The organism is Agrococcus sp. Ld7 (genome assembly GCF_045064095.1).
Lineage (GTDB): Bacteria > Actinomycetota > Actinomycetes > Actinomycetales > Microbacteriaceae > Agrococcus.
Genome location: NZ_JBISGY010000033.1, coordinates 23,765 through 36,751, shown reverse-complemented (window position 1 = coordinate 36,751; position 12,987 = coordinate 23,765). Strand labels below are relative to the sequence as shown.

The window sequence follows — 12,987 nt, the reverse complement described above, 5'->3', positions numbered from 1 at the left end:
CGCGTTGCCGCCGCAGTTCCAGGCTCGGCCAGGCATCCAGCAGCAGCCACCGAAGAAGCCGATCTACAAGCGGGTCTGGTTCTGGATTGCGGTGGTGATCGGCCTGCTGATCGTTGCGAGCATCGGCGGGGCACTCGGGGGCGGAGGAGCGGCCGCCCCGACAGCGCCCACGCGCGCTGCAGTCGTCGCTTCCGAGGATCCGGCGGTCGAGGAGGCTGCGGCTGAGCAGGATGCCGAAGCTGCAGCCGCGGCAGCAGCCGAAGCTGAGCAGGCAGCTGCAGCAGAGGCAGAGCGGTTGGCGGCAGCCGAGCAGCAGGCAGCGGACGCCGAGGCCGCCGCTGCTGCGGCCGAGGCCGAAGAGGCAGAAGCCGCTGCCGCACCCGACTACTCGATGGCACAGCAGAATGCGATCAGCGCTGCTGAGAACTATCTGCGCTTCATGGGCTTCTCGCGGAGCGGTCTGATCGAGCAGCTCGTATTCGAGGGCTACGCGGAGGCCGATGCGACGGTCGCTGTCGACTCGCTCGCCGCGGACTGGAACGAGCAGGCCGCTGTGAAGGCACAGAACTATCTCGACACGATGGCGTTCTCCCGACAGGGCCTGATCGACCAGCTCGTGTTCGAGGGATTCTCGGCCGAGCAGGCCGCGTTCGGTGCCACCGCAGTCGGGTACTGATCTGCATCTTCGCGCAGTGCACCTGAGATGTGCACGCAGCGGCACTGTCATCGCGCTCTGGCGCGTGGGGTGCAGCCTGCGTGCACATCGCAGTGGCCGGTAGCGGCGAGCTGCGACAGGCCGCGCACACCGGACGCGAAACTGGGCCGCATACACTCGGCAGAGTGACTGACATCTCTCCCGCCCTGCAGGTCTGGCCCGGTGAGGCCTACCCCCTCGGCGCCACGTTCGACGGCTCCGGCACGAACTTCGCCCTCTTCACAGAATCCGCCGAGCGCGTGGAGCTCTGCCTGTTCGATGAGGACGACGTCGAGACGAAGGTGGAGCTGACCGAGGTCGACGGCTTCGTGTGGCACGCCTACCTGCCGTCCGTGCAGCCCGGTCAGCGCTACGGCTACCGCGTGCACGGCCCCTACGAGCCCGAGCGAGGCCTGCGGCACAACCCCGCGAAGCTGCTGCTCGACCCGTACGCGAAGGCGACGATCGGCTCGATCGACTGGGGCCAGCCGCTGCACAGCTACAACTTCGGCGATCCGCTCAGCCTCAACGAGGAGGATTCGGCGCCGCACATGGTCAAGGGCGTCGTGATCAACCCGTTCTTCGACTGGACGGGCGACCGCTACCCGCGCACGCCGTACAACGAGACGATCATCTACGAGGCGCACGTCAAGGGCCTCACGCAGACGCATCCGGAGGTGCCGGAGGAGATGCGCGGCACGTATGCCGGACTCGCGCATCCCTCGGTCATCGCGCACCTGCAGAAGATCGGCATCACGGCGATCGAGCTCATGCCGGTGCACCAGTTCGTGCACGACGCGACGCTGATGGAGAAGGGGCTGCGCAACTACTGGGGCTACAACACGCTCGCGTTCTTCGCGCCGCACGCCGAGTACGCGGGCACCGGCCAGCTCGGCCAGCAGGTGCAGGAGTTCAAGGGCATGGTCAAGGCCATGCACGAGGCCGGCATCGAGGTCATCCTGGATGTGGTCTACAACCACACCGCCGAGGGCAACCACATGGGCCCGACGCTCAGCTGGCGAGGCATCGACAATCGCGCCTACTACCGCGTCGTCGAGGACGACGAGCAGTACTACATGGACTACACGGGCACGGGCAACAGCCTGAACGTCGCGCATCCGCACTCGCTGCAGCTCATCATGGATTCGCTGCGCTACTGGGTCACCGAGATGCACGTCGACGGCTTCCGCTTCGACCTCGCCGCCACCCTCGCGCGCGAGTTCTACGACGTCGACAAGCTCTCGACCTTCTTCGAGATGGTGCAGCAGGATCCGGTGATCAGCCAGGTGAAGCTGATCGCCGAGCCGTGGGACATCGGTCCCGGCGGCTACCAGGTCGGCAACTTCCCACCGCAGTGGACCGAGTGGAACGGCGAGTACCGCGACCAGGTGCGCGACTTCTGGCGCGGTGAGCCGACGGCACTGGGTGAGTTCGCCAGCCGCATGTCGGGCTCGGCCGACCTGTACGAGCACTCGGGTCGGCGCCCGGTCGCATCCATCAACTTCGTCACGGCGCACGACGGCTTCACGCTCCGCGACCTCGTGAGCTACAACGAGAAGCACAACGACGCGAACGGCGAGGACGGCAACGATGGCGAGAGCCACAACCGCTCCTACAACTACGGCGTCGAGGGCCCCACCGACGATCCGGAGATCCAGGCGGTGCGCTCGCGCCAGCAGCGCAACTTCCTCGCCACCCTGCTGCTGAGCCAGGGGGTGCCGATGCTGCTGCACGGCGACGAGCTCGGTCGCACGCAGAACGGCAACAACAACACCTACGCCCAGGACTCGGAGCTCAGCTGGGTCGACTGGTCGAACATCGACCAGCCGCTCATCGAGTTCACCGCCGCGGTCGCGAAGCTGCGCCACGACCACCCGACGTTCCGTCGCAAGCGCTTCTTCACGGGCACCACGGTGCGCACCGGCGACGGTGAGCGGCTGAACGACATCGTCTGGCTCCTCCCCGACGCGACGCCCATGGAGTCCGACCACTGGCAGGAGGCGGAGTCCGACAAGACGCTGGGGATGTACCTGAACGGCGGCGGTATCTCCGGTCTCGGCGCGCGCGGCGAGCGGCTGATCGACAACCACTTCCTGATCTATTGCAATGCCTCGGAGGAGGAGCGGGAGATCACGATCCCGCCCGCCGAGTACGCCGAGGCGTGGGATGTGCTGATCGACACCGGCGCACAGGAATCCAGCGAGGGTCCCGTGCGCGCTGGCGAGGTCGGCAGGCTCGCGCCCCGTTCCATCGCCGTGCTGCGCGAGCACCTCCCAGCCGTGGATCAGGACTACTCGGTCGCGGCATCGGTCGCCGCGGCGTCCGGGACCTCCGCACCGGGCCCTGTGACGACGGCGGAGACCACGCCGCATGAGGCGAGGCCCCTGCACATGTCGACACCGGCCCCCGATGCCGATCAGCCCGTGGAGCCCGGCGTCGACGGCGTCGTACCCGACGCATCCGATACCGACCACTGACCGCATCGAGGAGTCACGTGCGCACGCCCCACAGCACCTACCGCCTGCAGATCAACGAGGCCTTCACCCTCTGCGATGCCGCCCGGCGGCTCGAGGCGCTCGCCGACCTCGGTGTCGACTGGGTCTACCTCTCGCCCATCCTGCAGGCCGAGCCCGGTAGCGACCACGGCTACGACGTGGTCTCGCACGCGCAGGTCGACACCTCGCGCGGCGGCAGAGAGGGCCTGGATGCGCTTGCCGCCGAAGCACGCAGGCTCGGGATGGGCGTGCTGGTCGACATCGTGCCCAACCACGTGGGCGTCGCGACGCCCGAGCACAACAGCTGGTGGTGGCAGGTGCTGCGGGACGGCCCGGAGAGTGCGCTCGCGGATGCGTTCGACATCGATTGGGAGGCCGGTGGCGGCAAGCTGCTGCTGCCGATCGTCGGCGATGACGACTGGTCGGCCGACGGCACGGTCGCCCACCTCGAGCTCGAGCAGGGCGGCGAGGCGCTGCGCTACTGGGACACGCGGCTCCCGGTCGCACCCGGCACGGGCGAGGGCACCGCGCAGCAGGTGCTGGAGCGCCAGCACTACCGGCTCGGGCACTGGAAGCAGGGCGACGATCAGCTGAACTACCGCCGATTCTTCGCCGTCAGCACGCTCGCGGGCGTGCGGGTCGAGCTGCCGGAGGTGTTCGACGCCACGCACGTCGAGATCGAGCGGTGGTTCGACGAGGGCCTCGTGCACGGCCTGCGCGTCGATCATCCCGACGGCTTGCGCGACCCGCGCGGCTACCTCGAGGATCTCGACCGCGTCACCGGTGGCGGGTTCGTGCTGGTCGAGAAGATCCTCGAGCCCGGTGAGGAGCTGCCGCGCTGGGCGACCGCCGGCACCACGGGCTACGACACCCTCGCCGCGATCGACCGCGTGCTCACCGACGCCTCCGCCGCCGATCGGCTGGACGCGCTCGACGCGCGGCTGCGCGGTGGCGAGAGCGTCGACTGGGCCGAGCTGACGCATCGCACCAAGCGTCGCATCGCCGACGGCATCCTGCGCGCAGAGGTGCTGCGCCTCGAGCGCGAGGTGCGGGCGGCGGATGCGTGGGGTGACGAGGGAGCGCCAGCCGACACGGCGGATGCGATCGCCGAGCTGCTGGCGTGCTTCCCGGTCTACCGCTCCTACCTGCCCGACGGGCTCGAGCACCTCGGCACCGCGGCCGAGCGGGCGAAGGGCTACCGTCCCGACCTCGCCGGCACGATCGATGCACTGCTGCCGGTGCTCGGCAACGCCCGTCAGCCTGCGGCGCTGCGCTTCCAGCAGACCAGCGGCATGGTGATGGCGAAGGGTGTGGAGGACACCGCCTTCTACCGCTACTCGCGGCTCACGAGCCTCAACGAGGTCGGTGGCGATCCCGACGTCTTCGCCATCGACGTGGCCGACTTCCACGCCTCCATGGGTCGGCGGCAGGCCGAGTGGCCGCACGCGATGAACACGCTCTCGACGCACGACACCAAGCGCGGCGAGGACGTGCGTGCGCGCATCACGACGATCGCAGAGGTGCCGGAGGCATGGGAGGCGCTGCTCGACAAGCTCCTCGTGTTCGCACCGCACCGCGGCCGCGCCTTCGCGAACCTGCTGCTCCAGGCGATCGTCGGGGCCTGGCCCGCGAGCGAGGATCGCCTGGTCGCCTACATGGAGAAGGCCGCGCGGGAGGCTGATGCCATCACGCACTGGACCGATCCGGACACTGCGTTCGAGGCGAACCTCACCGAGCTGGTGCGGAACGTCTCCGCGCAGCCGGCCGCGAGCGATGTGGAGGCGTTCCTCGCCGAGACCGAGACCGGGTTCCGCGCGAACGTGCTGGCGGCGAAGCTGCTGAACCTCACGATCCCCGGTTTCCCCGACGTCTACCAGGGCGCCGAGGCGCTCGAGCAGTCGCTCGTCGATCCCGACAACCGCCGCCCGGTGGACTGGGACCGGATGGATGCGCTGCGTGAGGCGGCGCGCGAGCCGCTGTCGTCGGAGTGGGATCTCGAGGTCGCGAAGACCCGGCTCGTGCGCGAGGCGCTGCACCTGCGCCGTGCGCACCCGGAGCGGTTCGACGACTACGCGCCGCTGCTCGGCCACGGCGAGGCGGCCGAGCACGTGATCGCCTTCGACCGCGGCGGAGCGGTGGCCGTCGCCACGCGTCTCCCGATCGGGCTCGACGCACGCGGCGGCTGGGGTGACACGACCCTGCAGCTGCCGGACGGCGAGGGTCGTTGGCGCGAGCTGCTCACCGGGCGCGAGCTCGACGGCGGAACCGTGCGTCTGGCCGACCTGCTCGAAGCCCTGCCCGTCGCACTGCTGACACGCATCGAGCAGTGAGCGCGTGGCTGCTCGCAGCCTTTCGCGCGCTGCTCGTGCTCGTGCTGGGCTGCGGGGTGCTGGTGGTGCTGAGCCTCCTGGGGCGCGGCCCGGCTGAGCTGACGCTGCTCGCGGTCGGGATCCCGAGCGAGCTGCTGCCGTCGGGCACCCTGCCGTTGGTCGCCGCGGGTGTGATCGTGGCAGTCCAGGCGCTCGCGCTGCTGTCGGCCACAAGACGCCGTGAGTGGGGTCGCTGGGCCCTGCTCGCGGTCGCGGTCGTGACGACGGCGACGCGGCTCTCCACCGGCGCGGCCACGGGCGATCTCGGTGCGGCTGCCGCGTTCTCGGCGGTGTGGCTGCTGCTGGTCGGCATGCTCTTCCTGCCCGGCTCGACCGACTGGTTCGACGAGTCACGTTCGCGCTGACGGCGGCGACGAAGGCGGCGCAGTGTTCCCGCGGTCGGCATCCGGCGCGTGGCTCGCCGCGCGCACACCTGGCGCTGAGGCGCCGATGGCACGATCGGGTGCATGAGCGAGCTGCACGAGTACCGGGTCTGGGCGCCGCATGCCGAGCGGATGCGCGTGGTCGCAGGCGAGACGACCGTCGAGATGGCGTCCGAGCCGGGCGGCTGGTGGCAGGCGACCGCGCCGGCCGGCGACTACGGCTTCCGCATCGACGACGACGACGCGGTGCGGCCCGACCCCAGATCGACGCGGCAGCCCCACGGCGTGCACGAGCGCTCGCGCACGTGGGACGCATCCGCCCACGACTGGGCCGACGCCGCATGGACGGGTCGCCCGATCGCCGGAGGCGTGCTCTACGAGCTGCACATCGGCACGTTCACTCGCGAGGGCACGCTCGACGCTGCCGCGGAGCGCCTCAGCCACCTGCTGGAGATCGGTGTGACGCACGTCGAGCTGCTGCCCGTGAACGCCTTCAACGGCACCCACAACTGGGGCTACGACGGCGTGGCCTGGTTCGCGGTGCACGAGGGCTACGGCGGACCGGCGGCGTACCAGCGCTTCGTCGACGCCGCGCACGCAGCGGGGCTCGCGGTCGTGCAGGACGTCGTCTACAACCACCTCGGGCCGTCGGGCAACTACCTGCCGCTGTTCGGACCGTACCTCTCGAGCGAGGGGCGCTCGACCTGGGGTGACCACATGAACCTCGACGAGCCGGCCGTGCGCCGCCACATCCTCGACAATGTGCGCTTCTGGTTCGAGACCATGCACGTCGACGCGCTGCGGCTCGATGCCGTGCACGCGCTCGTCGACGACAGCGAGCCGCAGATCCTCGAGGAGATGGCGATCGAGACCGCCGCGCTCGCCACGCACCTGGGGCGCCCGCTCGAGCTGATCGCCGAGAGCGACCTGAACGACCCGAAGCTCATCACGCCGCGCGAGGCGGGCGGCTATGGGCTGGATGCGCAGTGGTCCGACGACTTCCACCACGGCGTGCACGTGGCGCTCACGCGCGAGACCGAGGGCTACTACGCCGACTTCGAGCCGCTGGCTGCGCTCGCGAAATCGCTCGAGCGCGGCTTCTTCCACGACGGCACGTTCTCCTCCTTCCGCGGTCGCGACCACGGGCACCCGATTGACACCGCGCGATCGCTGTCGTGGCGCCTGGTCGTGAGCGCGCAGAACCACGACCAGATCGGCAACCGGGCGCGCGGCGATCGCACGAGCGAGGTGCTCGACGAGTCGCAGCTGCTCTGCGCCGCGCTGCTGCTCTACGGCGGCCCCTTCACACCGATGCTGTTCATGGGGGAGGAGTGGGGCGCGTCGACGCCGTTCCAGTTCTTCACCTCGCACCCCGAGCCCGAGCTCGGCAAGGCGACCGCCGACGGGCGGCTGGCGGAGTTCGAGGCCATGGGCTGGGACGAGTCGGTCGTGCCCGACCCGCAGGATCCCGCCACGTTCGAGCACTCGAAGCTCGACTGGACCGAGCTGCGGCGCGAGGGCCACGCCCGCGTGCTCGACGGCTACCGGCGGCTCGCGGGGCTCCGGAGCGAGCTCGAGGCGCTCACGGACCCGCACTATGCGCGCAACCGTGTCGAGTCCGACGAGCAGACGCGAGTCCTCCGCCTGACGCGCGGCACGCGCACCCCGTCGCCCGCCTCGTCGGTCGAGGAGCGCGCCGGCGCAGCCGGCTCGCGTCCCACCCCGTCGGTCGAGGAGCGCGCCGGCGCAGCCGGCTCGCGTCCCACCCCGTCGGTCGAGGAGCGCGCCGGCGCAGCCGGCTCGCGTCACGAGACCAACCCGGCCACCCCGTCGGTCGAGATCATCATCAACTTCGGCGCCGAACCCCAGGCCATCCCCGTCACGAACGACCGCATCCGCTTCCAGACGCATCCGTCCGTTGCCGTCGACGGCGGCGTGCTCACGCTCCCGCCCGGCAGCGGCGCCCTGCTCGCCTGAGCGGGCACGCCGCAGCCACGGGTCCGAGTACGTCACGAGCCTGGCGCGCCCGAAACCGCAATACCGTAGACCCGTGACCCAGACCGTCGGCGAGCTCGACTTCCCCATCCATGGCTTCCTCGAGACGCGGCGCGGGCCGATCGTCGAGATCGCACTCTCGAACGACCCGACGCGGATCGCGCGCACCTACGTGCTCGTGCCGGACGGCGCGGGCGAGATCCCGCCCGGCATCTACAGCACCCTCGTCAAGCAGGTCGTCGACCTCGACGAGGAGTACGGCTGGGTGGTCGAGATCGACCTCGAGCCCGAGTCGAGAACCGCCGAGGTGCGCGGCGACGCCACCCTCGACGACGAGTGGGAGTCGGACGAGCGCGACCTGCTCATCGCATCGACGCCCGACCGATTCCTGCAGGAGGCCCCGCCGGAGCGCGAGGGCGACGCGCCCGTGAACCCCTTCGGTCTGTGGGCGATCGATGCGCAGGGCGTCCCGCTCCGCGTGGAAGCCGAGCTGGATGAGGAGACCGGTGGGCTGGTCGTCGAGGCGGCAACCCGATTCGGCAAGGCCCTCCACCCCTGGGCCTACGGGGCCGTGCGCGCCGACACGCTCACCATCGAGCAGCACGCGCTCGACGCCGACGACGCGCTGCTCGACGTGCAGCTGTACGCGTTCGACGGTGCGGAGGATCGCGAGTACGAGCGCTGGCTGATCGGCACGCGCCGCGCTATCGAGGCCGCTGCGCGTGAGCCGCTGCCGGAGTTCGACCCCGGGCGATGGATGCGCTGGCTGACCCCCGTGCGCGGCGGCGACCCCGTCGCGTTCGGCGGGTTCCTCGAACCCGGCGGCAGTGCGATCGAGCTGGCGCCGGTGATGCCGCGGGAGCCCGATTGGGCGTCCGGTCGGGTGCTGACGATCCCGCGGGAGCGCCCCGACCAGGAGTTCGCCGCGAGCCGCGAGGTGACGGTCTACGGCAAGCCGTTCAAGGAGCTGCGCTCATCGAACGCGAAGCTGCGGAAGCGCCCTGCCACTGCGATCGGTCGCTTCACGCTCGAAGCCGAGGGCTTCATGCCCTCGGGGTGGAGCCTGCTCGGCTGAGCCTCATCATGCTGGCTCGTCAGTGCCGAAGGCACCGCCCGACGGGGCATGCACCGTGCGTTCTCCACAGCCGCCGTGCGTTCCCGAGCGAGTGTCTGCGCTATCTCGTAGAGTGTGTTCGAACACACATTCGATCAGCCGGAGGCGAAGATGTCGGGCATCGACCAGAACACGGCAGCCTGCGCCGCGTTGGCGGTCGACGCGGTGCGTGCCGTGCGGTCGCTGCTCGCCGAGACCTCCTCGTTCCCGCTCGAATCGGATGCCACGATCACCGAGCTGCTCGGTAGAGCCGCCGAGCTCGCCCGCGTTGTCGACGCCGTGCAGGTGCATCTCGCTGCCGAGGTCGCGTCGCGCTCGCGGAGGCCAGCCAGCGAGTCGCTCTGCGGCAGGCTGGGCGCACGCAGCGCGAAGGAGGCGCTCGCGAGCGTGTTCGGGTCCCGAGCACGTGAGGCAGCCGACCTGCTCGCTGTAGCCGCAGCCACGGCCGCGTCCCCGGTGATCTCCGGAGGAGAGGTACCGGCACGCTATCCCCGAGTAGCAGGGGCACTCGGGGTCGGAGCGCTCTCGCTGGCTCAGGCGCAGGCGATCGTGCAGGTGCTCGAGCCCGCTGCACCGCATGCTGACGCGGGCGAGCTCGCGTGGGCCGAGAACGCGTTGGTCGACGCGGCGACGGATGCGGCCGCGCCGCTTGTGCCAGAGCTCTTGACCGCGCAGGGCAAGCTCTACGCCGCAATGCTCGATCCGGATGGGCTGCTCACCGATGCCGAGCGGCAGCGTGTGATGCGGTCCGCGACGCTGCGTCGGCGCGGGGACGGCATGTGGGTGCTGCATGTGGTGTCGCCGGCAGAAGAAGGCTCCTCGCTCAAGTCCCTCGTCGATGCGCATGAGGGCCCACGCGTGCGGGTGCGGTTCCAGGATCCGGGCGGGCTCGAGTCGACCGACGAGGGGCCTATCGACGACGACGCCCCCGACGGTGTGATCGAGGCGGTCGACGAGCGCACGCGGGAGCAGAAGCGGCACGACATCATCGTCGGCATCCTGCGCGCGCACGCCGCCTCCCCTGCCGCGCCAACGGCAGGCGGTGAGGCACCGACGCTGGTGCTCACGGGCACGATCGAGGCCTATCTCGCCTATGTGCAGGGCGTCCAGCACCGCGATGGCCATCTGCGCATCGAGCACACGGGCGACCTGCTGCCGATCGAGTGGGTCGACCGTGTCCTGTGCGGCGGATCCGCGCAGCTCGCGGTCATCAGCGACCATCACCACACGCTCATGCTGGGCCGCACGCAGCGGCTGTTCTCCCCGGCTCAGCGTCGGGCGCTCGCGCTGCGCGACAAGGGCTGCGCCGTCAAGGGGTGCGGCATGCCGCCTTCCTGGTGCGAGGTGCACCACGTGCTGCCCTGGCTGGCTGGCGGGCCGACCGACATCGACAACGGCATTTTGCTCTGCAGTCACCATCATCATGAGGTGCACGCCGGGCGGCTGCGCGTCGAGCGCGCCGGTCCGCAGCCGGGCCGCTGGCGCGTCGTCGCCCAGCTGCAGCCGCCGCGCAACGCCGGTGGGTGGCGTGCCGGCGCGAACCTGGTCGCCGCAGCGCCGGTTGCGCTCGGTGCTGCGGCAGCGCCGAATCTCGCCGTCCGCCTGCCGGAGCGCGATCCTGCGCACTCCGGTGAGGCTCCGCCCGATGACAAGCGTTCCCCCGAGAGGACGTGCGCCAACCACTTCGTGACGCCGCGTCCGGATCCGGATGCCGGCCGGGGGCGCAGCGATCCCGTGCGGTCCGATCGCGGGTCGCGCGACCGGTCGCGAATGAATGCTGCAGGTGCGCAGCGTCGACGCGGGGCGACGAGTCGATACCGGCGCTCGCGGCAGCTGGCCGCGCACCGCGACTGGGCTTTGCCCCCTTGTATCATCCTGCGGACGTGAGGGCCGCTTCGGTCGATGCTGCAGATCGCGCGGCACGACTGCACGCCGAGCAGCGCGCAGGGCGCATCCTCGCCGAGCTCCAGGCGCGCTATCGCGCGCCCCAGCGCGGTCAGGAGCGCGGCACCCACACCGTGAGCATCGAAGGCATGTGGGCTGGCGGCCTGTGAATCTCGCATCTGGCACCGGCCCGGATATGAGCGCATCATCATGACCATGCACCCGCACCTGCTCAGCACCGCAGCCTTGGACCCCACCTGGCTCGCGATCGTCGCAACGATCGGCGCGGTCGGGCTGATCGCCACCGCTGTCACGCTCGTGCGGCAGACGACACCCCCGACCCGGGTGGATCGGGAGCGCGTCGCACGCCGCCGCGAAGCCTCCAGCAGCATCGCGCACTGAGGTTGCGCTGGTGCGCTTCGGATGATGCGAGGCCCGTGCACGGGAGCGGCGTCGTGCGGCCCGTCCCGTGCCCGGTAGCGTGCCGATCATGCGTCTCGCGAATGCCCTCCTGCTCGACGGCCTCTGCTCACTGCGCGCAGCTGACGGCTCAGGCGAGGTGCTGGCCGACATCGACATCGTCGACGGCGTGATCGAGCGGGTCAGTCCGGCCGGCTCGACCCCGTCCGTTGGCGAGCGGGATGATCTCGAGGGTGCCACCGTCATCCCGGGTCTCTGGGACGAGCACACCCACATGGGGCAGTGGGCTCGTCATCGCACCCGGCCGAGCGTGCTCGCGGCGGCCAGCGCCGAAGAGGCGGCTGCCATCGCAGGCACGGCCGCGCGTGCCCACGGTGCGCGCTCCGGCGCCGATGGCGACCCGCTCGTGCTGGTCGGCATGCGTGACGCGCTGTGGCCGACGCCGCCGACGCGCGCGCTGCTCGACGCGGCCACGGGTGCGGTGCCCACCCTGGTGGTCTCCAGCGATGTGCACTGCTCCTGGCCCAACAGCGCGATGCTCACGCGCCTCGGCCCCACGCTCGATGACACCCTCCTGCGTGAGGACGCTGCGTTCGACACGCTCCAGGCGATCGAGGGGATGCTCGACACCGACGCGCTCGACCTGCTGGTCGTCGACGCGCTGGCAGCGGCGGCCGAGCGCGGTGTCGTCGGCGTCGTGGACCTCGACTTCGACGATGCCGTCGGGGCCTGGCTCCGCCCCGCGCGCGCGACGCCGACGCGCATCGAGGTGGGGGTCTACCAGCAGGATCTCGAGTTGGCCGAGCAGCGCGGTCTGCGCACCGGCGATCCCATTGCCGGTACCGCCCGGATGGGTCGGCTGAAGGTGATCACCGACGGGTCGCTCGGCACGCGCACGGCGTGGACGGCGCACCCGTATGTCGGTGCGACCGGCGGCGGCACCGGTGTGCGCAACGTCGACGACGCCGACCTCGACCGACTCCTGGCGCGAGCAGGCGGACTGGGACTCGCGGCAGCCGTGCACGCGATCGGCGATGCCGCCGTCAGCGCCGCGATCGACGCGTTCGAGCGTGCCGCGAGCGCGGGTCGTCGGACTGCGGACGATCGCATCGAGCACGCGCAGCTGGTCGCCGAGGCCGACATCCCTCGCATCGCGCGGCTCGGCCTCACGGCCTCGGTGCAGCCCGAGCACGCGCTCGATGATCGGGAGCTGACCGAGTCGCTGTGGGCGGACCGATCCGGCAATGCGTTCCGCATCCGCTCGCTGCTGGAGGCCGGCGTGCCGGTGGTGCTGGGCTCCGACGCCCCCGTCACGCCGCTCGATCCGTGGCGCGCGATCGCGACGGCCGTGACGCGCACGCGCGGGGATGAGGAGCCGTGGCAGCGCGAGGAGGCGATCACGATCGAGCAGGCCATCGCGGCCTCGGCTCGCACGCGCATCGCCGCTGGCGAGCCCGCCGACCTCGTCGTGCTCGGCGCCCCGCTGCCGGACGGCGATGACCCGCACGTGGTCGCGGCCGCACTGCGATCCATCGCGGTCGAGCGCACGCTGGTCGGTGGCGAGGCGGTCTTCGACGCCTCCGGTTCGCGCTCGGATGCCGCGGCGGGATAGGTGCGAAGGTCGACAGCGGAT

10 protein-coding genes are annotated in these 12,987 nt (G+C 70.8%); all 10 read left to right on the top strand.

Features of this window, described 5'->3' with window-relative positions; all coding sequences use genetic code 11:
* The first annotated feature begins 4 nt into the window (after positions 1-4).
* The 10 genes from ACJJVL_RS09925 to ACJJVL_RS09880 all read left to right on the top strand — a co-directional run bounded on the left by ACJJVL_RS09925 (position 5) and on the right by ACJJVL_RS09880 (position 12,966).
* Entirely contained in the window at positions 5-676 is a 672-nt protein-coding gene (locus ACJJVL_RS09925; protein ID WP_405218501.1) for an Ltp family lipoprotein, read from the top strand.
* Between the two features lie 185 nt (positions 677-861).
* Positions 862-3,171 (top strand): glycogen debranching protein GlgX, encoded by a 2,310-nt coding sequence (glgX, locus tag ACJJVL_RS09920; RefSeq protein ID WP_405218657.1) that lies wholly within the window; start codon positions 862-864, stop codon positions 3,169-3,171.
* A 17-nt stretch (positions 3,172-3,188) separates the two neighbouring features.
* Positions 3,189-5,519: a malto-oligosyltrehalose synthase gene (gene treY, locus ACJJVL_RS09915; RefSeq protein WP_405218500.1), complete on the top strand. Its 2,331-nt coding sequence runs from the start codon at positions 3,189-3,191 to the stop codon at positions 5,517-5,519.
* Positions 5,516-5,923: a hypothetical protein gene (locus ACJJVL_RS09910; RefSeq protein WP_405218499.1), complete on the top strand. Its 408-nt coding sequence runs from the start codon at positions 5,516-5,518 to the stop codon at positions 5,921-5,923. Before treY ends, ACJJVL_RS09910 begins: the two co-directional genes overlap by 4 nt.
* Before the next feature lie 102 nt (positions 5,924-6,025).
* On the top strand, positions 6,026-7,918 hold the full coding sequence (gene treZ / locus ACJJVL_RS09905; protein WP_405218498.1) for a malto-oligosyltrehalose trehalohydrolase: 1,893 nt from the start codon (positions 6,026-6,028) through the stop codon (positions 7,916-7,918).
* A 73-nt stretch (positions 7,919-7,991) separates the two neighbouring features.
* A complete protein-coding gene (locus ACJJVL_RS09900) occupies positions 7,992-9,011 on the top strand; it encodes a hypothetical protein (RefSeq protein WP_405218497.1) in 1,020 nt (339 codons plus the stop codon).
* A gap of 114 nt (positions 9,012-9,125) precedes the next feature.
* Positions 9,126-10,937, top strand: a complete 1,812-nt coding sequence (locus tag ACJJVL_RS09895) for a DUF222 domain-containing protein (protein WP_405218496.1) — start codon at positions 9,126-9,128, stop codon at positions 10,935-10,937.
* Entirely contained in the window at positions 10,934-11,104 is a 171-nt protein-coding gene (locus ACJJVL_RS09890) for a hypothetical protein (protein WP_405218495.1), read from the top strand. Before ACJJVL_RS09895 ends, ACJJVL_RS09890 begins: the two co-directional genes overlap by 4 nt.
* Positions 11,105-11,144: 40 nt before the next feature.
* Positions 11,145-11,336, top strand: a complete 192-nt coding sequence (locus tag ACJJVL_RS09885) for a hypothetical protein (RefSeq protein WP_405218494.1) — start codon at positions 11,145-11,147, stop codon at positions 11,334-11,336.
* Positions 11,337-11,424: 88 nt separating this feature from the next.
* Positions 11,425-12,966, top strand: coding sequence for an amidohydrolase (locus tag ACJJVL_RS09880; RefSeq protein WP_405218493.1), 1,542 nt, complete (start codon positions 11,425-11,427; stop codon positions 12,964-12,966).
* Positions 12,967-12,987: the final 21 nt, after the last annotated feature.

What these genes read in the sequence shown, in the direction of transcription:
- ACJJVL_RS09885 (WP_405218494.1), top strand. Translation starts at nt 11,145, where the DNA reads ATGACCATGCACCCGCACCTGCTCAGCACCGCAGCCTTGGACCCCACC.
- treZ (WP_405218498.1), top strand. Translation starts at nt 6,026, where the DNA reads ATGAGCGAGCTGCACGAGTACCGGGTCTGGGCGCCGCATGCCGAGCGG.
- ACJJVL_RS09880 (WP_405218493.1), top strand. Translation starts at nt 11,425, where the DNA reads ATGCGTCTCGCGAATGCCCTCCTGCTCGACGGCCTCTGCTCACTGCGC.